Annotated in this window: 24 protein-coding genes; 21 read left to right on the top strand and 3 right to left on the bottom strand. The window is 72.3% G+C overall.

Annotation, left to right across the window (positions count from 1 at the left end):
• Positions 1 to 39: 39 nt before the first annotated feature.
• The 5 genes from rplU to AW271_RS09930 all read left to right on the top strand — a co-directional run bounded on the left by rplU (position 40) and on the right by AW271_RS09930 (position 4,431).
• A complete protein-coding gene (rplU, locus tag AW271_RS09950) occupies positions 40 to 354 on the top strand; it encodes a 50S ribosomal protein L21 (protein ID WP_030454821.1) in 315 nt (104 codons plus the stop codon).
• Between the two features lie 6 nt (positions 355 to 360).
• On the top strand, positions 361 to 618 hold the full coding sequence (gene rpmA / locus AW271_RS09945; protein WP_030454820.1) for a 50S ribosomal protein L27: 258 nt from the start codon (positions 361 to 363) through the stop codon (positions 616 to 618).
• Positions 619 to 705: 87 nt separating this feature from the next.
• A complete protein-coding gene (obgE, locus tag AW271_RS09940; RefSeq protein WP_062335168.1) occupies positions 706 to 2,049 on the top strand; it encodes a GTPase ObgE in 1,344 nt (447 codons plus the stop codon).
• Between the two features lie 12 nt (positions 2,050 to 2,061).
• Positions 2,062 to 3,171 carry a glutamate 5-kinase gene (proB, locus tag AW271_RS09935; protein ID WP_218008004.1) on the top strand — a complete coding sequence of 370 codons (1,110 nt, stop codon included), beginning with the start codon at positions 2,062 to 2,064 and terminating at the stop codon, positions 3,169 to 3,171.
• Between the two features lie 9 nt (positions 3,172 to 3,180).
• Positions 3,181 to 4,431, top strand: a complete 1,251-nt coding sequence (locus AW271_RS09930; protein WP_062335167.1) for a glutamate-5-semialdehyde dehydrogenase — start codon at positions 3,181 to 3,183, stop codon at positions 4,429 to 4,431.
• 13 nt (positions 4,432 to 4,444) lie between these two features.
• On the opposite strand, the gene AW271_RS09925 is transcribed toward AW271_RS09930, so the two are convergent.
• Positions 4,445 to 5,089, bottom strand: coding sequence for a LuxR C-terminal-related transcriptional regulator (locus tag AW271_RS09925; protein ID WP_062335165.1), 645 nt, complete (start codon positions 5,087 to 5,089; stop codon positions 4,445 to 4,447).
• A gap of 86 nt (positions 5,090 to 5,175) precedes the next feature.
• Here AW271_RS09925 and AW271_RS40620 point away from each other — a divergent pair, with 86 nt between their 5' ends.
• Genes AW271_RS40620 through AW271_RS09915 form a run of 3 tightly spaced genes read left to right on the top strand, consistent with a single transcriptional unit; the run spans position 5,176 to position 8,016 of the window.
• Entirely contained in the window at positions 5,176 to 5,340 is a 165-nt protein-coding gene (locus tag AW271_RS40620; RefSeq protein WP_169806304.1) for a hypothetical protein, read from the top strand.
• Positions 5,337 to 5,720 carry a DoxX family protein gene (locus tag AW271_RS09920; RefSeq protein ID WP_062335163.1) on the top strand — a complete coding sequence of 128 codons (384 nt, stop codon included), beginning with the start codon at positions 5,337 to 5,339 and terminating at the stop codon, positions 5,718 to 5,720. The genes AW271_RS40620 and AW271_RS09920 overlap by 4 nt, the downstream gene beginning before the upstream one ends.
• Positions 5,721 to 5,772: 52 nt before the next feature.
• Positions 5,773 to 8,016 carry a serine/threonine protein kinase gene (locus AW271_RS09915; RefSeq protein WP_062335161.1) on the top strand — a complete coding sequence of 748 codons (2,244 nt, stop codon included), beginning with the start codon at positions 5,773 to 5,775 and terminating at the stop codon, positions 8,014 to 8,016.
• On the opposite strand, the gene AW271_RS09910 is transcribed toward AW271_RS09915, so the two are convergent.
• On the bottom strand, positions 8,013 to 9,032 hold the full coding sequence (locus AW271_RS09910) for a M48 family metallopeptidase (protein WP_062335153.1): 1,020 nt from the start codon (positions 9,030 to 9,032) through the stop codon (positions 8,013 to 8,015). The genes AW271_RS09915 and AW271_RS09910 overlap by 4 nt on opposite strands.
• 65 nt (positions 9,033 to 9,097) lie before the next feature.
• Between AW271_RS09910 and nadD the strand changes: the two genes are divergently transcribed.
• The 13 genes from nadD (at position 9,098) to AW271_RS40615 (ending at position 20,892) form a co-directional block, all read left to right on the top strand.
• The gene (gene nadD, locus AW271_RS09905) at positions 9,098 to 9,697 is read left to right on the top strand and encodes a nicotinate-nucleotide adenylyltransferase (RefSeq protein WP_083976361.1); all 600 of its coding nucleotides are present in this window, start codon (positions 9,098 to 9,100) and stop codon (positions 9,695 to 9,697) included.
• Positions 9,698 to 9,777: 80 nt separating this feature from the next.
• On the top strand, positions 9,778 to 10,179 hold the full coding sequence (gene rsfS, locus AW271_RS09900) for a ribosome silencing factor (protein WP_030454810.1): 402 nt from the start codon (positions 9,778 to 9,780) through the stop codon (positions 10,177 to 10,179).
• The gene (locus AW271_RS09895; protein ID WP_062335148.1) at positions 10,176 to 10,817 is read left to right on the top strand and encodes a histidine phosphatase family protein; all 642 of its coding nucleotides are present in this window, start codon (positions 10,176 to 10,178) and stop codon (positions 10,815 to 10,817) included. Before rsfS ends, AW271_RS09895 begins: the two co-directional genes overlap by 4 nt.
• Before the next feature lie 51 nt (positions 10,818 to 10,868).
• Complete coding sequence (locus AW271_RS09890) at positions 10,869 to 12,584, top strand: ABC transporter ATP-binding protein (RefSeq protein ID WP_245653004.1); 1,716 nt, start codon at positions 10,869 to 10,871, stop codon at positions 12,582 to 12,584.
• Positions 12,581 to 14,377, top strand: a complete 1,797-nt coding sequence (locus tag AW271_RS09885; RefSeq protein ID WP_062335144.1) for an ABC transporter ATP-binding protein — start codon at positions 12,581 to 12,583, stop codon at positions 14,375 to 14,377. Before AW271_RS09890 ends, AW271_RS09885 begins: the two co-directional genes overlap by 4 nt.
• 86 nt (positions 14,378 to 14,463) lie before the next feature.
• A complete protein-coding gene (locus AW271_RS09880) occupies positions 14,464 to 15,558 on the top strand; it encodes a carboxylate-amine ligase (protein ID WP_245653003.1) in 1,095 nt (364 codons plus the stop codon).
• A 55-nt stretch (positions 15,559 to 15,613) separates the two neighbouring features.
• Positions 15,614 to 16,729 (top strand): sensor histidine kinase, encoded by a 1,116-nt coding sequence (locus AW271_RS09875; RefSeq protein WP_062335142.1) that lies wholly within the window; start codon positions 15,614 to 15,616, stop codon positions 16,727 to 16,729.
• The gene (locus AW271_RS09870; RefSeq protein WP_062335140.1) at positions 16,726 to 17,361 is read left to right on the top strand and encodes a response regulator transcription factor; all 636 of its coding nucleotides are present in this window, start codon (positions 16,726 to 16,728) and stop codon (positions 17,359 to 17,361) included. Before AW271_RS09875 ends, AW271_RS09870 begins: the two co-directional genes overlap by 4 nt.
• A 21-nt stretch (positions 17,362 to 17,382) precedes the next feature.
• Positions 17,383 to 17,733 (top strand): hypothetical protein, encoded by a 351-nt coding sequence (locus tag AW271_RS09865; protein WP_062335139.1) that lies wholly within the window; start codon positions 17,383 to 17,385, stop codon positions 17,731 to 17,733.
• Positions 17,730 to 18,122, top strand: coding sequence for a hypothetical protein (locus AW271_RS09860; RefSeq protein ID WP_157554000.1), 393 nt, complete (start codon positions 17,730 to 17,732; stop codon positions 18,120 to 18,122). The genes AW271_RS09865 and AW271_RS09860 overlap by 4 nt, the downstream gene beginning before the upstream one ends.
• Before the next feature lie 30 nt (positions 18,123 to 18,152).
• Entirely contained in the window at positions 18,153 to 18,737 is a 585-nt protein-coding gene (locus AW271_RS09855; RefSeq protein WP_083976357.1) for an SRPBCC family protein, read from the top strand.
• A gap of 123 nt (positions 18,738 to 18,860) precedes the next feature.
• Positions 18,861 to 20,279: a CynX/NimT family MFS transporter gene (locus AW271_RS38355; protein WP_083976355.1), complete on the top strand. Its 1,419-nt coding sequence runs from the start codon at positions 18,861 to 18,863 to the stop codon at positions 20,277 to 20,279.
• Entirely contained in the window at positions 20,170 to 20,892 is a 723-nt protein-coding gene (locus AW271_RS40615) for an alanyl-tRNA editing protein (RefSeq protein ID WP_083976353.1), read from the top strand. Before AW271_RS38355 ends, AW271_RS40615 begins: the two co-directional genes overlap by 110 nt.
• 94 nt (positions 20,893 to 20,986) lie before the next feature.
• On the opposite strand, the gene AW271_RS09840 is transcribed toward AW271_RS40615, so the two are convergent.
• Entirely contained in the window at positions 20,987 to 22,147 is a 1,161-nt protein-coding gene (locus AW271_RS09840) for an NAD(P)-binding protein (RefSeq protein ID WP_062335133.1), read from the bottom strand.
• Positions 22,148 to 22,161 lie beyond the last annotated feature (14 nt).

Raw genomic sequence — 22,161 nt, 5'->3', positions numbered from 1 at the left:
GCCGGGGCGCAGCATCCAGTAGACAAGAAGGGTTCCGCGGTGTACGCGATCGTTCGTTGCGGCGGCAGGCAGCAGAAGGTCTCCGTCGGAGACGTCATCGAGGTGGACGCGGGTGCGGGCGAGGTTGGGTCCTCGCTGACGCTTCCGGCTCTCCTCGTCGTCAACGACGGCGATGTCACGCATGACGCCGCCGCCCTGGCCCGTTTTGCGGTGACCGCCGAGGTTCTCGGCGAGGTCAAGGGCCCCAAGATCCGCATCCTCAAGTACAAGAACAAGACCGGTTACAAGAAGCGCCAGGGTCACCGCCAGCGGTACACCCAGGTGAAGGTCACCGGCATCGACTCCGGGAAGTAGTGAATCATGGCACACAAGAAGGGCGCCTCGTCCACCAGGAACGGCCGTGACTCGAACGCTCAGCGGCTCGGTGTCAAGCGCTTCGGTGGCCAGCTCGTGAACGCCGGCGAGATCATCGTCCGCCAGCGTGGCACGCACTTCCACCCCGGCGACAACGTCGGCCGTGGCGGCGACGACACGCTGTTCGCGCTGTCGGCCGGTCACGTGCAGTTCGGCCGCAAGCGCGGTCGCCGCGCGGTCAGCATCATCCCGGTCGCGGAGTAGATCCGCTAGACACCGGAATTGGACGAGGCGGGTCGGTTTCCACCGATCCGCCTCGTCGTGTTTCTTCAAGCTTTCGAAGGGATCGTTGTGGCGGATTTCGTGGACCACGTCCTCCTGCACATCAAGGCGGGAGACGGCGGTAACGGCTGCGCGTCCGTCCACCGCGAGAAGTTCAAGCCGCTGGGCGGGCCCGACGGCGGCAACGGCGGGCGCGGCGGCAACATCGTGCTGGAGGTCGACGCCAACACCTCCACGCTCCTGGAATATCACCACCGGCCGCACCGCAAGGCGGGCAACGGCAAGCAGGGCATGGGCGCCAACCGTGACGGCGCGACCGGCGAGGACATCGTCCTGAAGGTCCCCAACGGCACGGTGGTCAAGGACGCCCGCTCCGGTGAGGTGCTGGTCGACCTCGTGGGGCCCGGCACCCAGTACGTCGCCGCGTCGGGCGGGTTCGGCGGGCTCGGCAACGCCGCGCTGGCCAACGCCAAGCGCAAGGCGCCCGGGTTCGCGCTGCTGGGCGAGCCGGGCGACGAGGGCGACATCGTCCTCGAACTCAAGACGGTCGCCGACGTGGCGCTGGTCGGCTTCCCCAACGCCGGGAAGTCGTCGCTGATCGCGGCGCTGTCGGCGGCCCGGCCCAAGATCGCCAACTACCCGTTCACGACGCTCATCCCCAACCTCGGCGTGGTCACCGCGGGCGAGACGGTGTTCACCGTGGCCGACGTGCCCGGCCTGATCCCGGGGGCGTCGGAGGGCAAGGGCCTGGGCCACGAGTTCCTCCGCCACGTCGAGCGGTGTTCGACGATCGTGCACGTGCTCGACTGCGCGACCCTGGAGCCCGGCCGCGACCCGCTGACCGACTACGACGTGATCGAGGCGGAGCTGGCGGCCTACGGCTCGCTCCAGGACCGGCCGCGCATGGTCGTGCTGAACAAGGTCGACGTGCCCGACGGGCGCGAGCTGGCCGACATCGTGAGGGCCTCGCTGGAAGAGCGGGGTGTACGGGTCTTCGAGGTCTCCGCCGCCACCCACGAGGGCCTCAAGCCCTTCGCCTTCGCGATGGCCGAGATGGTGGAACTCGACCGGGCCAACAAGCCGATCGTGGAGCCGACGCGGCTGGTGCTGCGGCCCAAGCAGCTCGGCGAGACCGGTTTCACGGTGCGCCGCGTCAACGAGCGCACCTTCCAGGTCACCGGTGAGAAGCCCGAGCGCTGGATCCGGCAGACCGACTTCACCAACGACGAGGCCGTGGGCTACCTCGCCGACCGCCTGGAGCGCCTCGGCGTCGAGGAGGAACTGGTCAAGGCCGGCGCCGAGCCCGGGGTCGAGGTCGTCATCGGTTCCATGGAGAACGGTTACATCTTCGACTGGCAGCCCACCATGGGCGCCAGGGTCGCCGGGCCCAGAGGCAGCGACAACCGCATCTAGGGGGAATTCGAAGTGGTCAGGGAGCGCATCGGCGCGGCCGGGCGGATCGTCGTCAAAGTGGGCTCGTCGTCGCTGACGACCCCACAGGGCATGATCGACGTCGACCGGGTCGACGCGCTGGTCGACGTGCTGGCGGCCCGCCGTGCGGCCGGGACCCAGCTCGTGCTCGTCTCCTCCGGCGCCATCGCGGCCGGGCTCGGCCCCCTGGGGCTGAAGGCCCGGCCGAAGGACCTGGCCACCCAGCAGGCCGCCGCCTCGGTCGGCCAGGGCGTCCTGGTGGCCCGGTACACGAGCTCCTTCGCCCGCTACGGCCTGCGCGTCGGCCAGGTCCTGCTGACCGCCGACGACATGATGCGGCGCTCCCACCACCGCAACGCCCAGCGCACCCTGGCGCGGCTGCTGGAGCTGGGCATCGTCCCGGTCGTCAACGAGAACGACACGGTGGCCACCGACGAGATCCGCTTCGGCGACAACGACCGCCTCGCCGCCCTGGTCGCCCACCTGACCCATGCCGACGCGATGGTCCTGCTCTCCGATGTCGACGCCCTCTACGACGGCGACCCGCGCCGTCCCGGGGGAGCCAATCGCATCACCGAGGTACGCGGCCCCGACGACCTCGCGGGCGTCGAGCTCGGCACTTCCGGCCGGGTCGGCACCGGTGGCATGATCACCAAGGTGCAGGCCGCCAAGATCGCCACCGGTGCCGGGGTGCCGGTCGTGCTCACCGCCGCCGCCCACGCCGCCCACGCGCTCGCCGGAGACGACGTCGGCACCGTGTTCCACCCGGGCGGCCGCCATCCCGGCACCCGCCTGCTCTGGCTCGCCCACGCCACCACCGGCCGGGGACGGCTGCATCTCGACGAAGGCGCGGTGAAAGCGGTGGCCGGGCGGCGGATGTCGTTGCTGCCCGCCGGTGTTCTCAAGGTCGAGGGCGAGTTCTCCGCCGGCGACCCGGTCGACCTGTGCGGGCCCACGGGGGAGCTCGTCGGGCGCGGGCTGGTCAACTTCGACTCCGGCGAGATCCCCGACCTGCTCGGCCGGTCGACCCGGGAGCTGGCCAGCGCCCTCGGGCCCGAATACGAGCGCGAACTGATCCACCGTGACGACATAGTGATTCTCTAGGAGCGGTCAATGAGCGAGTTCCTGCAGGTGGCGAACGCGGCGAAGGAAGCCTCCCGGCTGCTCGCCCCGCTGCCGCGCGCGGCCAAGGACGCCGCGCTGCGCGCCGTCGCCGACGCCCTGGTCGCCCGCGCGGAGGAGATCGTCGAGGCCAACGCCGCCGACGTCGCCAAGGCCCGGCAGGACGGCACGTCCGAGGCGATGATCGACCGGCTGCGCCTCGACGTGCCGCGCATCGGGCAGATCGCCGACGCCGTGCGGGAGATCGCCGAGCTGCCCGACCCGGTGGGCGAGGTTGTCCGGGGCTCCACGTTGCCCAACGGCCTGGAGCTGCGGCAGATCCGGGTGCCGCTGGGCGTCGTCGGGATCATCTACGAGGGCCGGCCGAACGTGACCGTCGACGCCGCCGCGCTCTGCCTGAAGAGCGGCAACGGGGTGTTGCTGCGCGGCTCGTCCAGCGCCTACTCGTCCAACACCGCCCTGGTGAAGATCATGCAGGAGGCCCTGGAGGCCACCGAGGTGCCCTCGGGGGCGGTGCAGCTGGTGCCCGGCCTGACCCGCGAGTCGGTCAAGGAGCTTATGCGGGCGCGCGGGCTCGTCGACGTGCTGATCCCGCGCGGCGGCGCGTCGTTGATCAACAGCGTGGTCGAGGAGTCGTCGGTGCCGGTCATCGAGACGGGCGTCGGGGTCTGCCACGTGTACGTCGACGCCGCCGCCGACCAGGAGCGCGCGCTCAAGATCCTGGTGAACGCCAAGGCCCAGCGGGTGTCGGTGTGCAACTCGGCCGAGACGCTGCTCGTCCACGAGGCCATCGCCGCCGAGTTCGTGCCCAAGGCCGTCGCGGCCCTGGCCGAGGCCGGGGTGACCGTGCACGGAGACCCGGCGATCATGGCCCTGGGTGGCGACGGCGTGGTCGCGGTGACCGAGGAGGAGTACTCCAGCGAGTACCTCTCCTACGACATCGCCGCCGCCGTGGTGCCCTCGCTGGAAGGGGCCGTCGCCCACATCACCCGTTACGGCTCCGGCCACACCGACGCGATCGTGACCGACTCCCAGACGGCGGCCAAGCGGTTCGTCGCGCTGGTCGACTCGGCCGCCGTGGCGGTCAACGCCTCGACCCGCTTCACCGACGGCGGCGAGTTCGGCTTCGGCGCCGAGATCGGCATCTCCACCCAGAAGCTGCACGCCCGGGGGCCGATGGGCCTGCCCGAGCTGACCTCGACCAAGTTCGTCTACGTGGGCGAGGGGCACGTGCGCGGCTGACCCCCGGTCTTTTTCAGGCCCGCACCAGCACGCGCGTGCCCAGCCCGGCGTCGCGGGCCCGGAGGGCGGCGTCGAAGCGGCTTTCCGCCTCCAGCTTCGTCAGCACGTTGCTGACGTGGTTGCGGACCGTCTTCGGCGCCAGGCACATCACCTTGGCGATCTCGGCGTTGCTGCGGCCGTCGGCCAGGTGCTCCAGGACCTCGTGCTCCCGGGTGGTCAGCTCGGGGAAGGCGGGCCGGGTCGACCGGGTGGTCAGCTTCTCGCGCAACCCCGCGGCCACCTCGCGGGCGAAGACCAGGTGGCCCACCCCCACGGCGCGGATCGCGGTGATCAGTTCGGCCGGGTGGGCGCTCGTCATGACGTAGCCCCGGGCGCCGGCCCGCATGGCCGCCATCAGGCTGAGCTCGTCGGCGTGCTGGCCGACCACGATGATCTTGACGTCGGGGCAGCGGCGGGCGATGTAGTCGACCTCGTGCAGCAGGGCCAGGTCGATCAGCAGGATGTCGGGACCGAGCTTGACGGCGGCCCTCAGCGCGGCCGGACCGTCGTCGGCCAGAGCCAGCAGCTTGATCCCGGGGGCCCCGGCCAGGGCCCAGCGGACCCCCTCGGTGTAGAGGTAGGTCTCGCCGGCGACGACGACGGTAACGGGTTCGCTCATGGGTCAAAGAGTGGCTTAAGGCTCTTGAGGATGACTTGGCGACCACTTCAGTCACTCTGCGTGAGCGCCGGTGAATCATGGGAGGCATGGATCTTCTCGTCACGCTGAGCTTCATCGTGGCCGTCGTCGCGGGCGCCGACCGGCTGCTGCTCGCCCTGGAGCGGCATGGGCTGGTTCGATGGCGGCTCTCCGCCCCCCGCCCGGCCGAGCTCCGCGAGCCCGGCGCCCGCCTCGACTCCCTGCTCCGGTGAGGCCCGCCCTGTACGACGCCGCCGCCCTGTTCGGCCGCGTCGCGCTCGGAACCACGTTCATCCAGCACGGCTGGGCCAAGGCGCGCGGCGGCATCGACGCCACCACCCAGGCGATGACCCAGGCGGGCGTACCGGCCCCGCGGGCGTCGGCCTGGTTCGCCACGGTCGCCGAACTCGGCGGCGGGATCATGCTCGTGCTCGGGCTGCTGACCGCCCTGGCGGGGGCCATGCTGTTCGCGGTGATGTCGGGCGCGTTCCTGTTCGTGCACGTCAAGGACGGCTCGTTCGAACTCGTCACGGCCCTCGGCGCGGTGGCGGTCATGCTCGCCGTCGCCGGACCCGGCCGGATCTCCCTGGATCGGTACGTCTTCCGACGATGACCGGCGTGGCTCCGGGGAAATGTCGTGGCGCTCCACTATCGTGACCACACCTATGGGTGGACGTCTGGGGCGGGTCGGCCCATACGCGCTCCTGGAGCGCCTGGGCCGTGGTGGCATGGGCGAGGTCTATCTCGCGGCCACCAAACGGGGTGAGCAGGTCGCCCTGAAGATGCTCCGCGACGCCATCGAAGGCGACGCCGACGCCCGATTACGGCTCGATCGCGAGGTCCGCGCGCTGCGGCGGGTGGAGAGCCCCTACGTGGCGCGGGTCCTCGACGCCGACCTCTCCGGCGACCGGCCCTACCTGGTCATGGAGCACATCGCCGGCGACACCCTGCTCAACGCGGTCAAACGCGACGGTCCGCTGCCCGAGGTGGAGGTCATCCGCCTCGCGCGCGGCCTGGCGACCGCGTTGGCGATCATCCACGCCGCCGGGATCGTGCACCGCGACCTGAAACCGGCCAACGTGCTGATCGGCGACGAGGGCCCGGTGCTGATCGACTTCGGCATCGCCCAGGTCCTCGACGCGACCCGGATGACCCAGACCGGCACCTTCCTCGGCACCCCCGGCTACGCCGCGCCCGAACTCTTCGCCGGCGAACAGGTCGGCGAACCGGCCGACCTGCACGCCTGGGCGGCGACCGTGGCCTTCGCCGCCACCGGCCGCCCCACCTTCGGCGGCGGCTCCGCCGAGTCCCAGATGTACGCCATCCTCCACGGCAAGGCCGACCTCAAGGACGTGCCCCCCGCCCTGCTCCCGCAGATCAGGGCGGCCCTCAACCGCGATCCCGCCAAACGCCCCACCGCCGCGATCCTCGCCGACCGCATGACCCGGCTGGCCCGCGCGGCGGAGGAACACGACGCCCGCGAGAAGGAGTCCGAGGGCGAGCCCTCCCGCCGCCCCCGAGGCCGCGAGAACGCCGGCGCGGACGACCGCGACACCGACGGCGGCCGCCGCAACCGCGAGAACCGGGGGAGCGCCCCCGAAAGCCGCCGTGCCCGCGAGAGCGCGCCGGATTCGGCCGACGGTGGGCGGCGCGGCTGGAACTCCAGCAGTGCGGGCACGCCCGACGACGGCCGCGGTGGCCGGGATACGGGGGGAGCAGGCGCAGCCGATGGCGCTCGCCGCACCCGGGATACGGGCGGCACCGGCTCGGCTGACGGTGGGCGGCGCGCCCGTGACGGGGGCGGCGTGGGTGCGGCCGATGGCGCGCGGCGCGCACGGGATGCGGGCGGCACCGGCTCGGCTGAAGGTGGGCGGCGTGCCCGTGACGGGGGCGGTGTGAGTGCCCCCGACGGTGCTCGCCGCACCCGGGACTCCGGCTCAGCCGACAGCGGGTGGCGCGCCCCAGATGACGCCGGTTCGAGCGCGGCCGAGAGTGGTCGCCGCAGCCGGGATGCGGCTGCTGCCGGTTCGGCCGAAGGCGGCCGCCGCGCCCGGGAGACCACCAGCGCCGCTTCGACTGATGCCGGGCAGCGGGCCCGGGACGCCGGTGGTGTCGGGACCGCCGAGAGCGGCCGGCGCACCCGAGATACCGCCGCGCCCGGCTCGGCCGACTCCAATCGCCGCACGCGGGAGTCCGGCTCGGCCGAGAGCCGCCGGACCCGGGACTCCGGCTCCGCCGACGGCGGGCGGCGGGCCGCTGATTCCGGCGCGTCGCCGGTCGAGTCCCGGCGTGCCAAGGACAAGGGCGGGCGGGAAGAGGCCGAGTCGCGGCTCGGGGCCGAGGCCGTGGTGCAGACGCGGCGGCGGCGGAGCGTCAAGCCGCCGCCCGAGGCGGTGCCCACGGGCGGGACCTCGTTGCTGGTGCTGGCCGCCGTGGCGGTGCCGTGCGTGATCGGGTGCGTGGTCTACCCGGCCGCCACGTTCGCGGTGACCGGGGTGTTCGTCGTGCTGGCCCGTGCCCTCTGGGTGGGGCACTGGCTGACGCGGAGGCGGCGGCCGGGACGGTTGAAGAAGGCCCTGCGCATCGGGCTGTTCCCGGTGTCGTTCTCGGGTTCGCTGATCGCCGGGGTCGCCTGGCCGGGGCTGCCCGCCGGGGCGCTGGCGTTCGGGGCGATGTGGGTGACCGCGGGCGGGCAGGTGGCCCCCGTCTGGTGGGAGCAGGCCGTGCCCGTCACGGTCGCCGGGCTCGTCTTCAGCGTGGTCTGCGGCGCGATCATCGGCCGCGAGGTGGAGAAGGTCGGCGCCGAGCTGCCGGAGCTGCGCAGGGAGGGGCTGCGCGCGCTGGCGGTGCTCGGCGGGTTCGTCGCGATCTGCGCCGCCGCCGTCAGGATCGTCGGCTCGTTGTTCTAGTTTTCCCTCCGGGAAAAGCGGTTGAAGATGCGCTCCCCGGCGTTGACCGCGCCCTCGGCGACGTCGCGCAGGACGCCGATGAACGGGTCCTGCGACTGCGCCCACGACTCGCGGTAGGACGCCGCGGCGGCCTTGACCTCGTCGGAGATCTTGGCGGTGTGGTCGTCGGTGCGGCGGGGGTAGTCGCCGGTGAGGATGCGGTCGTAGTCGCCGCCGCGCCGCCAGCGGTCGAGCTCGGCGACCCGGGTGACCGCGAACGGGTGGGTGGTGCCCAGCAGGTTGAGCACCTTGAGCAGGCCGTCGCGGACGTCGCCGGCGGTGTCGTACTCGCGGGCCTGGTCGAGGAAGGCCTCGATGTTCATCTCGTGCAGGCGCGAGCCGCCGGCCAGCTTCATCAGGGCGCGCAGCGCGGCTTCGGGGTCCTGACCCGCGAGAAGACCGCCACGGTCGGCGGACATCTCGGCCTTGCGGGCCCACTCTTCGAGGGCGGCGACGATCACGCGCAGGCCGATGTAGCCGAGGGGGATCCAGGCGACCCGGGTGGCCAGCCGGGTGAGGATCTGCAGCATCGTGCCGTAGACCGCGTGCCCCGACAGGATGTGGGCCGTCTCGTGACCGACGACGAAGCGCAGCTCCTCCTCGTCGAGCAGGTCGAGACAGCCGGTCGAGACGACGATGAAGGGCTCGTCGAAGCCGATCGCCATCGCGTAGACCTTGGGATCCTGCTGGACGTAGACCTCGGGGATCCGGGCCAGGTCGAGGATGTAGGCGCTGTCGCGGCCCATGTCGTACAGGCCCCGGAACTGGGTCTCCGAGGTGCGGACCGCCGAGGCGAGGAACATCAGGCGCAGCCGCCGCTCGGAGAAGAGCCCGGAGGTGCGCTTGAGCACCGAGTCGAACCCGGTCAGCGAGCGCATCGCCACCAGGGCGGACCGGTCCGCGGGGTGCTCGTAGGCGCGGGAGCTGATGCCGGGCAGCGGCGTGCGGGTGCGATCGGGAGTGGTCATGCTCGGCATGCTACGTCGGTGCTTCCGCCGCCGCGCATGAACCCGGTGAGAGGGCGGACGTTATCGTCCGTGCTATGAGAAACGGGGCCACCACCAGGCGGCTTGGCATCATGGGCGGCACCTTCGACCCCATCCATCACGGCCACCTGGTGGCCGCGAGCGAGGTCGCCCACCACTTCGACCTCGACGAGGTCGTCTTCGTGCCGACGGGCCAGCCGTGGCAGAAGGCCGACCGCACGGTGTCGGCCGCCGAGGACCGCTATCTGATGACCGTGATCGCGACGGCGTCGAACCCGCGCTTCTCGGTCAGCCGGGTCGACGTCGACCGGCCGGGGCTGACGTACACGATCGACACGCTCCGTGACGTCGCGGCGGCGTACGGGCCGGAGACCGAGCTCTACTTCATCACCGGCGCCGACGCGCTGGCCCAGATACTCGGCTGGCGCGACGCCGAGGAGTTGTTCACGATCGCCCACTTCGTGGGCTGCACCCGGCCCGGCCACACCCTGCACGACCCGGGCCTGCCGACCGGCAAGGTCAGCCTGATCGAGGTGCCGGCCCTGTCGATCTCGTCGTCGGAGTGCCGGGAGCGGGTGGCCGCCGGTCAGCCCATCTGGTATCTGGTGCCCGACGGGATCGTGCAGTACATCGGCAAGCGGGGTCTTTACCGATAGGGCGGCAATAGGCTTGAAGAGCGCCCCGAGGGGTGGGCACTCTGGGATCACATCCCCGTCATGGAGGAACAAACCGCATCGTGACCGCATCTGAACGATCGATCCAGCTCGTTTCGGTCGCCGCCGAGGCCGCGGCCGACAAGCTCGCCGACGACATCGTCGCCTACGACGTGAGCGACCGGCTGGTGATCACCGACGCATTCGTCGTCTGCTCCGCCTCCAACGACCGCCAGGTCCGCGCCATCGTCGACGAGATCGAGGAGCGCCTGCGCGTCGACGCCGAGGCCAAGCCCGTCCGCCGCGAGGGCGAGCGGGAGGGCCGCTGGGTGCTGCTCGACTACATCGACATCGTGGTCCACGTGCAGCACGAGGAGGAGCGTCACTTCTACGGCCTGGAGCGCCTCTGGAAGGACTGCCCGGCCATCGCGCTGCCCGAGAGCGTCGCCCAGGCCGCCGCCCAGCGGGCGCGGGGTGAGGGGTGAGCCGGCGGATCGTCTGCCTCCGGCACGGCCAGACCCGCTGGAACGTCGAACACCGGTTCCAGGGGCACACCGACATCCCGCTCGACGAGACCGGGGTCGCCCAGGCGGCCCGGTCGGCGTCGCTGCTGGCGGCGCTCCGGCCGACGAAGATCGTGTCGAGCGACCTGAGCAGGGCCCACGACACCGCCCTGGCGCTGGGACGGGTGACCGGCCTGCCGGTCACCGTCGACAAGGAGCTGCGCGAGCGCGGCGGCGGCGAGTGGGAGGGCCTGACGGGCGACGTCATGGCGGCCCGCTGGCCGGCCGAGTACGCCGCCTTCGAGCCGCCGGGTGGTGAGACCGAGGTCGAGGTCGCCACCCGGGTGTCGGCGGCGATGCTCCGCTGGGTAGAGGAGATCGACGACGACGGGCTGCTCGTGGTCGTCTCCCACGGCGCGGCGCTGCGCCTGGGCATGCTCGCGATGCTGGGCCTGCCGCGGGAGCACTGGCACACGCTGGGCGGCCTCGGCAACTGCTCGTGGTCGCTGCTCAAGCAGGGCCGCAAGGGCTGGCGGGTCGGCGAGCACAACGCGGGCACCCTGCCCGAACCCGTCAGCAGCGACGACAAACCGGAGTTCCAGGACGACGCCACGCGATAGTGGCCTCCCGGGAAACGGGCTGAGCCTGTAGTCGTTGGGACTATGCACTTGTTGTCCCTCTGGCGACTCAAGTCCTATCTCCGGCCCTTCGCAACCGTCGTCATCGTCAGCTGGATCGCCGCGGTCGCCGGTATCGCCGCCGGGCTCGCGATCCCCCTGGTCGGCAAGGAGATCATCGACGGGCCCATCGCCCGCGGTGATTTCACCGCTCTGATCCCCCTCGGCCTGCTCGCCCTCGTGCTGGGTGTGGTCGAGGCGGTCATGACCTGGTTCCGCCGCTGGCTGCAGGGCGTCGCGGTGTTCGGCGTGGAGACCGCCCTCCGCGACGACATCTACGCCCACCTCCAGCGGCTGCCGATGGCCTTCCACGACGAGTGGCAGTCGGGACAACTGCTGTCCCGGGCCACCACCGACCTCGGCACGATCCGCCGTTTCTTCGGGTTCGGCGCGCTGTTCCTCGTCATGAACGTCATCCAGCTCGCCGTGGTGACGTTCCTGCTCCTGCGGCTCCACTGGCCGCTCGGCCTGCTGGTGGCCCTGGCGGCGGTGCCGGTCATCGTCGTCTCCAACCGGTTCGAGAAGCGCTACCGGACGATCTCCCGCACCCTGCAGGATCGCCAGGGCGACCTGGCCACCCACGTCGAGGAGTCGGCGCTGGGCATCCGCACGATCAAGGCGTTCGGCCGCGGGGGCCACGTCTTCTCCCGGTACGACGGCCTCGCGGTCACCGTCAAGGAGACCGCGCTGGGCAAGGTGCGGCTCTCGTCCCGGTTCTTCACGTTCCTGGAGATCGTGCCCAGCGTCACCCTGGCGCTGGTGCTGCTGCTCGGGGCCACGGCGGTCGGCGCGGGATCGCTGACGCTGGGCGCACTGGTGGCGTTCACCTCGTTCGTGCTGCAGCTGGTCTGGCCGGTCTCCTCGCTCGGCTACATCCTGGCGATGGGCCAGGAGGCGATGACCGCCGCCGACCGGGTGCTGGAGGTGCTCGACACCGAGCCCGCCATCGTCGGCGGCACCCTCGTGCTCGACCGGCCGCGCGGGCACCTGCGGTTCGAGGGCGCCGGGTTCCGCTTCCCGGGCGCCGACCGGCCGGTGCTCGACGACCTGTGGCTGGAGGTCCGGCCGGGCGAGACCCTGGCCGTCGTCGGGGCGACCGGCTCGGGCAAGACCACGCTCACCGCGCTGGTGCCCCGGCTCCTCGACGTCACCTCGGGGCGGGTGACCGTCGACGGCCACGACGTACGCGACCTGACCCTGCCGTGCCTGCGGTCGATCGTGGCGACCGCGTTCGAGGAGGCCACCCTCTTCTCGATGAGCGTGCGCGAGAACGTCACGCTCGGCCACCGCGACGCCACCGACGCCGAGGTGCGGGCCGCGCTGGAGGTGGCGCAGGCGACCTTCGCCTACGACCTGCCGTGGGGGCTCGACACCCGGATCGGCGAGCAGGGCATGTCCCTGTCGGGCGGGCAGCGGCAGCGGCTCGCGCTGGCCCGCGCGGTGCTCGGGCGGCCCCGGATCCTGGTGCTCGACGACACCCTGTCGGCGCTCGACGTCGAGACCGAGGCGCTGGTCGAAGACGCCCTTCGCCGCGTGCTGGCCGACGCGACCGGGATCGTGGTCGCCCACCGGGCCTCCACCGTGCTGCTGGCCGACCGGGTCGCCCTCCTCGACGGCGGGACGATCACCCACGTCGGCACTCACCGGGAGTTATTGGCCCAGGTGCCGGGGTATCGGGCGCTCCTGGCGGCGGAGGAGGTGCTGAGTTGACCGACTGGTGCGGCGTCGCGGCGGAGAACCGCGACGACCTCGACGCGGCGGCCGACGTCCTGCTCCGGGCCCGGTCGCGGCGGCTGCTCGGCGATCTGCTGCGCCCGCACCGCCGGGCGATCGGGCTGCTCGTCGTGCTGATCGTGGTGGCGAACGCGGCCGGGCTGGCCATCCCCTACCTGGTGAAGGTCGGCATCGACACCGGGATCCCGGCGGGTACGCGGACCCTGCTGCTGATCGTGGGGGCCATCCTCGGCTGCGCGGTCACCCAGGCGCTGACCCGGCAGGCGTTCCTGCGGTTCTCCGGCCAGATCGGCCAGGAGACGCTGCTGGAGCTGCGGCGGAGGGTGTTCGAGCAGTTCCAGCGGTTGTCCCCGGCCTTCCACGAGAAGTACACCTCGGGGCGGGTGATCTCGCGGCTGACCTCCGACGTGGAGGCCATCGCCGAACTGGTCGCGGGCGGCTTCGACGGGCTGATCACTGCCGTGCTGACGCTGTTCGGCACGGCCGTGATGCTGCTCGTGCTCGACGTGCGGCTCGGCCTGGTCGCGCTGGCGCCGTTCCCGGTGTTGTTCCTGATGGCCCGCTGGTTCCGGCGGGCCTCCCTGGTGACCTACCGGCGCAGCCGCGAGGCGGTCGCCGGGGTGATCGTGCACTTCGTGGAGTCGATGACCGGCATCCGGGCGGCCCAGACCTTCCGCCGGGAAGACCGGAACCAGGAGATCTTCGAGGAGCTCGACGAGCGCTACCGGGCCGCCAACCTGGCCGGAATGCGGCTGATCGCGCTGTTCCAGCCCGGGGTGAAGCTGCTCGGCAACGTCACCATCGCGGCGGTGCTGGTCTACGGCGGCTGGCTGGCGATCCACGGCGAGGTCACCGTCGGGGTGCTCGCCGCGTTCCTGCTGTACCTGCGGCAGTTCTACGAGCCCATGCAGGAGATCTCGCAGTTCTACAACACGCTCCAGTCGGCGGGCGCGGCGCTGGAGAAGTTGTCGGGGGTGCTGGAGGAGCGTCCCGGCGTGCCCGAGCCGCTCGTGCCGCTGGCCCTGCCGGCCGCCCGGGGCGAGGTCGTCTTCCGGGACGTGCGGTTCCGCTACCAGCCCGACGTCCCGGTGCTGCACCGGCTCGACCTGGTCATCCCCGCGGGTCAGACCGTCGCGGTCGTCGGGGCGACGGGGGCCGGGAAGACCACGCTGGCCAAGCTGATCGCCCGGTTCTACGACCCCGTCACCGGCGCGATCACCCTCGACGGCGTCGACCTGCGCGATCTGGCCGAAGCCGACCTGCGGCGCGCGGTGGTCATGGTCACCCAGGAGAACTACCTGTTCGGCGGCAGCGTGGCCGACAACATCAGGTTCGGGCGGCCATCGGCGTCGACGGCCGAGGTCGAGGCGGCCGCCGCCGCGGTCGGGGTGCGGGGCTTCGTCTCCTCGCTCGACGGCGAGGCCGGCAAACGCGGCGCGCGCATGTCGGCCGGGCAGCGGCAGCTCGTCGCGTTCGCCCGGGTGTTCCTGGCCGACCCGGCCGTGCTCATCCTCGACGAGGCCACCTCCAGCCTCGACGTGCCCAGCGAACGGCTCGTCCAGCGCGCTCTGCGGACCGTGCTGACGGGCCGGACCGCCCTGATCATCGCCCACCGGTTGTCGACCGTGGAGATCGCCGACCGCGTTCTCGTGATCGACGGCGGCCGGGTGGTGGAAGACGGCCCTCCCGGCGAGCTGATCGCCGGCGCGGGACGGTTCGCGGGCCTGCACCAGGCCTGGCTCGACAGTGTTTCTGAGGCAGGTTCCTAATGCGAGCCACAGCCGGCCTCCGGCCGTCTGCGTCTCGCTTGACCTAGTTCGTGCTCATTCACCGGATGATGGGTAGATCACGTCTTATGACTCGCTTGGTGGCGCTGGGCGTGGAAGAGGAATTCCACGTCGTCGATCTCGTCAGCCGCCGGCTGACCCCACAGGCCCATGTCGTCCTCGACGGGCTTCCCGACAGCAGTTTCTCGGCCGAGCTCCAGCGGGCCGTCGTCGAGACCAACAGCACCCCGACCCCCGACCTGGCCGCCCTCCGCGCCGACCTGGTCGGCCTGCGCCGTCGCCTGATCGCCAGCGCCGAACCCCACGGCCTGGGCATCGTCGGCTCCGGCACCGCCCCTCTGCACGGCGCCGAGGGGTTCGAGCTCACCGCCGACGAACGCTACGAATACCTGCTCGACAGCTACCAGTTCATCGCCCGCGAGCAGTTCATCTGCGGCGGCCAGGTCCACGTGGAGATCACCGACCGCGACCTGGCCGTGCTGGTGGCGCAGCGGGTGCAGGCCTGGTTGCCGGTGTTACTGGCCGTCTCGGCGAGTTCGCCCTACTGGTTCGAGGCCGACAGCGGCTACGCCAGCAGCCGGGCCCTGGCCTGGCAGCGCTGGCCGACCGCCGGGCCGCTCGGGCCGTTCGCCTCGGCGGCCGAATACGACCAGGCCGTCGCCGACCTGGTCACCTCGGGCGTGATCGACGACCCGGGGATGGTCTACTTCGACATCCGCCTGTCGGCCCACGTGCCGACGATGGAGCTGCGGGTGTGCGACGCGGTGCCCCGGGTCGACGACATGATCCTGCTGGCCGGGCTGTTCCGGGCCCTGGTCGTCAGGGAGACCGACGCCGTGGAGGCCGGGGCCCCGCCCCGGCTCGACCAGCGGCCCGCGCTGCTGCGCGCGGCGACCTGGCGGGCGGCCCGCTCCGGGCTGAGCGGCGACCTCATCTCGCCGCTCACCGGGAAACCGGGCCCGGCGGGCCTGCTGGTGGAGACGCTGCTGGAGGAGCTGCGGCCGACCCTGGAGGCGCTCGGCGACTGGGAGACCGTCTCGGCGCTCGCCCTGGAGGCCGTGCGGCTCGGCGGGTCGGCGGCGCGGCAGCGGGCGGCGTACCGGAAGAAGGGGCAGGCCACCGATGTGGTGGACCTGCTGGTGCGGGAGACCGCCGAGGGCTGACCGGGTCCTGCCGCGGGAGGAGGTTTCCGGCGATCCGGCCGGTTACGCTCCTCGCGTGGTGTGGATCGAGCGTGTCTTCGAGCCTGACTACATCCTGGTGCGGCTGGCGATCCTGCTGGCCGCACTGGTGGGTGACCTGGTGTGGATCATCCCCGGCGTGGAGGGCCGCGACTGGGCGCTGGCCCTGCTCGCGCTGGCGCTGGCCGGGGTGTGCCGGTGGTCGCCGCCGGCGGCCACGCTGATCGCGGCCGGGCTGCTGCTCTACGGCGAGCTGCACGGGTTCGCGGTCACCCCCGCGCTCAAGGTGCTGACCTGCGTGCTGCTGTTCGAGACGGCCGTGCGCGCGCCGCTCTGGCAGGTGCTCGGGGCGGCCGCGGCCTGCGGGTTCGTCGTCTGCTGGCACGCCGGCTCGGCCGGCGAGGTGGTGTTCCGGGTGGTGATCCTCCAGGGTGTGCCGCTGCTGCTCGGCGGCTACGTGCGGCTGGCCCGGGAGGCCGCGCGGCGGGAGCGCGACGGCGCGGCCCGGCGGGTCGAGGCGGCGCGGGCCGCCGAACGCGCGGCCATCGCCCGCGAGCTGCACGACCTGGTCGCCCACCACGTGTCCTCGATGGTGCTGCGCGTCGGCGTGGCCCGCCACGTGCTCGCGCCCGGCGCCGACCCCCGGGTGACCGAGGTGCTCGACGACCTCCACGCCGCCGGTTCCGCCGCCCTCGACGACCTGCGCCGCCTCGTCGGCGTGTTGCGGGCGCCGCTCGACGCCTCGTTCGTCGACCCGGGCGGGCTGCCCGACGCGCTGGGCGCGGTGGTCGACCGGGCCAAGGGCACCGGGCTGGTGGTCGAGTCGGCCGTCGACCCGGGGGTCGCCGACCTCGATCCGGTACGCGGCCTCGCGGTCCTCCGCGTCGCCCAGGAGGGCCTGGCCAACGCCGCCACCCACGCGGGGCCCTCGGCCCGCGCCTCGCTCCGGGTGACCCGCCTCGGCGGGACGGTCCGGGTGGAGATCGACGACGACGGCGCCGGGCGCGAGCCCCCGGCCGCGCGTACCGGGCACGGCCTGCTCGGCATGCGCGAACGCGTCGAACTGCTCGGCGGCAGCCTGACCGCCGGACCGGCCGGACCGGGGCGGCCCGGCTGGCGGGTGCGGGCGACCTTCCCGGAGGTGCTGACATGATCCGCGTGCTGCTCGTCGACGACCAGCAGCTGGTCCGCATGGGCCTGCGCATGTTGTTCGAGTCGGCCGGCGACGTCGAGGTGGTGGGGGAGGCCGGCGGCGGCGCCGACGCGGTGAGGCTCGTCGACGACCTGATCCCCGACGTCGTGCTGATGGACCTGCGCATGCCCGGCCTCGACGGCGTGGCGGCCACCCGGCGCATCACGGCGGCCCGCCCGGCCACGCGGGTGCTGGCCCTGACGACGTTCGACGACGACGAGAACCTCTACGCCGTGCTGAACGCCGGGGCCTGCGGCTTCCTCGTCAAGGACACCCCGCCCGCCGAGCTGCTCGACGCCGTGCGCAGGGCCGCCGACGGCGACCGGGCCTTCTCCCGGTCGGCGCTGGCCCGGATCGTCGAGCGCGCGGTCACCCACGTGCCCGCCGGGCAACCGCCGCCGCTGCCCATCACCCGGCGCGAGCGCGAGGTGCTCGCGCTCGTCGGCGCGGGCCTGTCGAACCCCGAGATCGCCGAGCGGCTCAGCCTCGGCGTCACCACCGTGAAGACCCACGTGGCCAGCGTGATGGCCAAGACCGGGTGCGCCAACCGGATCAGGCTCGCCGTGCTGGCCGTGGAGCACGGACTGGCATAGGCCACCGGTACCCTGCTGGGCATGTTCTCCGCCTATTCCGGATGGGTGATCGGCGCGGCCCTGCTGCTGGCCGTCGTCTCCCTCGTCACGGCGATCCGGAACCGGCCCATGGGGGCGCTCATCCTGGCCGGGCTGGTCCTGGTCGAGCTGGCCCTCGTCGTGCAGGCCGTGATCGCGTTCCCGAAGGCCGGTCAGGTCACCGAGCAGGCCACCTTCGTCGGCTACCTCATCGGCACGATCGTCATCCCGCCGGCGGCGCTCTGGTGGGGCCGGGCCGAGCGCACCCGCTGGGGGCCCGCCGTCATCGCGGTGGCCGCGTTCACGGCCGGGGTCATGACGGGGCGGCTGCTGCAGCTGTGGGACATGCCGTGACCACCGGGGTGAACACCGGGCCGGGCCGGGTGCTCGTCGCGGTCTACGGGATCTTCGCGCTGGCCGCCTCGGCGCGGGCCGGGGTGCAGATCGCCGCGAAGTTCTCCGAGGCGCCGCTGGCCTACTCGTTGTCGGCGGTCGCGGCGGCCGTCTACATCGTCCTGACCGTGGCGCTGGCCAGGGGGAACGAGCGGCTGGCGGTGGCGGCGTGCCTGATCGAGCTGGCCGGCGTGCTCGTCGTGGGCACCCTGTCGATCGTCGACTCGCAGGCGTTCCCGCACGCGACCGTGTGGTCGGGATACGGCAGCGGCTACCTGTTCATCCCGCTCGTCCTGCCGGTGATCGGTCTGCTGTGGTTGTTCGGAAACCGCAGACGCGGGCAGGGGTGACCGTTCCCCAACAATTCTGGAGGAACGGCAGTGAGCACGATCGAACACACGGTGGACGTGGATGTGCCTATCCGGACCGCCTACAACCAGTGGACGCAGTTCGAGTCCTTCCCCGAATTCATGGAAGGCGTGGAGTCGGTCAAGCAGCTCGACGACCGGCGCACGCACTGGGTCGTCGAGATCGCCGGCATCCGGCGCGAGTTCGAGGCCGAGATCACCGAGCAGACCCCCGACCACCGCATCGAGTGGCGCTCGCTGGAGCGCCCCCGCCAGTCGGGGACGGTGACCTTCGAGACCCTCGGGGCCGCCGCCTGCCGGGTGACGCTGCGCATGGAGTACGACCCCGAGGGGTTCACCGAGACCGTGGGCGACGCGTTGCAGATCGTCCGCATGCGGGTCAACGGCGACCTCGACCGGTTCAAGGAGTTCATCGAGTCGCGCGGCGAGGAGACCGGCGGCTGGCGCGGCGACGTCGGCGACCGGCACGAGCCGGGGGGCGCCCTGCCGGGCGACACGACCCTGCCCCCGCCCGGCCCGACGCCCGGCGCGACGCCCCGGCCTTTCGGCAACCCCCGGTACGACGAGGGCCCGCCGATGACCCCTCCGGTGGCCTGATTCCCCCGTGGGCGGCCCCCGGGCCACCCACGTTCATTACAACCAGTTTGCCTAACGGGACAAAAGGGTCCTAAACTTTGTCGAATCATAGGATGATTCGATGAGTGGGGGATTGAGTTAGGCATGGCAGCGATCGCCGCCCGCCGAAGTCGTACCGGATCGATCGCCTGGCTGGTGGCCCTGGGGATCGTGCTGGCCGCGCTGAACCTGCGTACCGCGGTCAGCAGCGTCGGCCCCGTGCTGGACCAGGTCAGAGACTCTCTCGGCATGTCGGCGGTGACCGCGGGGGTGCTCACCACGCTGCCGGTCCTCTGTTTCGCCGCCTTCGGCGCGGTGACCCCGGCCCTGTCCCGACGGGCCGGGGAACACCGGCTGCTCGTGGCGGCGCTGGTGCTCACCGGCGTGGGCCTGCTGATCCGGTCGATGGTCGACGACGCCGCGGTGTTCCTGCTGGCCAGCGCCGTCGCGCTGGCGGGCGGTGCGATCGGCAACGTGCTGATCCCCACGCTCATCAAGCGGCACTTCCCGTCGCGACCGGGGCCGCTGACCACGCTCTACTCGGTCGGGCTCGCGTTCGGCACGATGATCTCGGCGGCCGCGACCGTGCCGATCCAGAAGGCCGCCGACGGCGACTGGCACGTCGCCCTCGGGGTGTGGGCGGCGCTGGCGGCCGTGGCGGTCATCCCGTGGCTCGCGCTGCTGCGCACCGAGCCCGAGCGCGGCGCGGCCGGCGGGATCAGGCCGGGGGACCTGCTCCGCAACCGGCTCGCCTGGGCCATGGCCGGCTACTTCGGCTCGCAGAGCCTGATCGCGTACGTCATCTTCGGCTGGTTCCCGCAGTTCCTGCTCGACCACGGGTTCACCGGCGAGCAGACCGGGACCGTCATGGCGATCTTCGCGGCGGTCGGCATCCCCGTCTCGCTCGTCGTGCCGGCCCTGGCGACCCGGATGCGCGACCAGCGGGCCCTGGTGCTCGGGTTCGTCGCCATCTACGTGATCGGCTTCGCCGGGCTGATGACCGGCCAGGCGATCATCGTGTGGACGCTGGTGCTGTCGCTGGCCATGGGGTCGTTCCCACTGGCCTTGGCGCTGCTGGGGCTGCGCACCCGGACCGCCGAGGCCACCGCCGCGTTGTCGGCGTTCGGGCAGAGCGCCGGATACCTCATCGCCGGGGCCGGGCCGCTCCTGGTCGGCCTGCTCTACCAGCTCTCCGGCGGCTGGACGTTGCCGTTCGCCCTGCTCTTCGTGGTCGTGGCGGCCCAGGCGGTCACCGGATGGTACGTGGGCGGCGACCGGGTTCTGGACGCCGTGCCCGATAATGACAGTCATGGACCTTCGCGCATCGACCCAGGTCACCTATCCCCAGGGCGGGCTGACCGGGTCGTCGGAAGTGGTCGCGCGGGTGCCGCTGGGGGGCGGCCACGGAGTCATCGTGGCCCGGACCCCGTTCCACCCGCTCGACCACGCCTGGCCCGACCAGCCGGCCGACACCGGCCTGCTCGCCGGGGCCCGGGTGGTCGACTGCCAGACCGGTGCGACTGACGGCCAGACCCTCTACATCGGCGACGAGATCCCCGTGAAGCGGGGCGCCGAGGGGTGGCACTGGCTGGTCGTCCACATCATGGAGGAGCCCATCGAGGGCCAGGTCGAGTTGTGGGTCGACCCCGACCGGCGGCACGGCCTCTCGGCCGGCCACACCGCCTGCCATCTGACGGCGCTGGCGCTCAACGAGGCGCTGGCGCCGCTGTGGCGCAAGGAGGCCAGGGCCGACAGCCTCGGCCACCCCGACTTCGACCAGCTCGCGATCACGTCGTCGCGGATCCTGAACCACGGCAGCCGCGACGTCTACAGGCTCGGCAAGTCGTTGCGGCGCAAGGGCTTCGACCCCGCCGGCCTCGACCTCGCCGCGGTGACCGAGCAGGTCGGCGAGCGCCTCAAGGAGTGGATCGCCGCCGACGCGCCCGTCTGGGTCGACTGCCCCGACGAGGCCCTCACCGCCCGCCGCACGTGGCGCTGCCTGCTGCCCGGGGCCGAGGCGTCGATCCCCTGCGGGGGCACCCATCTGACCAGTACGGGAGAGCTCAACGCGGTCGCGGTGGAGTTCGCTCTGGACGGCGACGAACTGGCGATGACGACGCGCGTGGCCCGCAAATAAGGGTGGCCGCCCGAGGCGACCTGACCTCGCCTCGGGCGACCACTCATTAAGCCTAGGCCATGGGAGGTGGATCGGGCCAATCTGCCCCCATCCTTTACGTCATCAGGCGCGTTTTCCCGATCGATCCGACCGTCTGACGGGCCGCCTCCAGGGCGCTGTTGACCGCCACCTCACCCAGCAGACCGGGGGCCGCGACGCTGTCTCCGGCGAGCCTGACCCCGTCGCCCCGGTCGATGGCCGGACGGTCGCGCCAGGTGTATCCGGGCAGGTCAAGGGCGCCGGTGCGGCGCGAGGCGAGGGCCTCTCTCCGCCAGGTGAGGCGCTCGCGCCAGCGGGGGAGACCGAGGTCGGCGAGCCGCTCCAACCGGGCGATCCCTGTGAGCTTGCTCTCTTCGGGACGTAGCGGCATCTGGAGCTGAATCAGGCTCTCGTTCTCGGGCGCGAGGGTGGGGTCGGGCGATGAGTACCGTTCCAAGAAGCCGCCCTCGTCGAGATCGGCGACCAGGAAGGCGTCGGCGGGGTCGCGCCGGAGGCCCAGGTCGAGCAGGGCCGCCCGGCCGCTCTCCCAGGTCAGGGCCGGGTCGCCGAGGAGGGTGCGAGCGGCGTCCAGGCCGGTGGCGACGATGACGGGGCCCGGGGGCGGCTCGGTGACCCGCGAACCGGTCTCGATCGCGACGCCGAGCTCGCGGGCCCGCGCGGCCATGCGCTCGATCATGCGTCCCCAGCCGCCGACGACGTAGCGGGGGGCCGGGAAGCCGGGCCGCGAGACCCGCCGGAAGCGGTCCCAGACGAACTTCGCCGACAGGCGGCCCGGGTCGGCCTCGTAGGTGACCACGCCCAGCAGGCCGGCCACGGCGCCCGTCGCCTCCTCGCCCAGGCAGCGGTGGCCCCAGCTTTCGAAGCTCTCGTGTACGGGAGCCTCGCGGCCCCGGTTCAGGAGGGCCGTGACCAGCGGGCGGGGCGGGCGGGAGAGCAGACGGGAGTCGTACCGGACCCGGATCTTCCTGACCTCCCTCAGGCCCAGCGACCGGCAGGGCCCGGCCAGGCCGCGCCGGTGCAGCCAGCGGAACGGGGCTCCGTCGGCGTAGAGGACGTGGGTGCCGTCGTTGGCGACGTAGGGCCCGGCGGTCGACCGGGCCCGGCCGCCGAGGGTCTGGTGGGCCTCGTGGAGGAGGACGTCCGCGCCCTGCTCGGCGCAGGCGATGGCCGCGGTCAGCCCGGCGAGCCCGCCGCCGATGATGGTGATCTGCGTCATGCACCCGTGGACGG

It is taken from the genome of Herbidospora sakaeratensis (genome assembly GCF_001570525.1).
Classification (GTDB): Bacteria; Actinomycetota; Actinomycetes; order Streptosporangiales; family Streptosporangiaceae; genus Herbidospora; species Herbidospora sakaeratensis.
The sequence above is the reverse complement of the archived record's forward strand: the minus strand, read 5'-3'. Positions and strand labels throughout refer to the sequence as shown.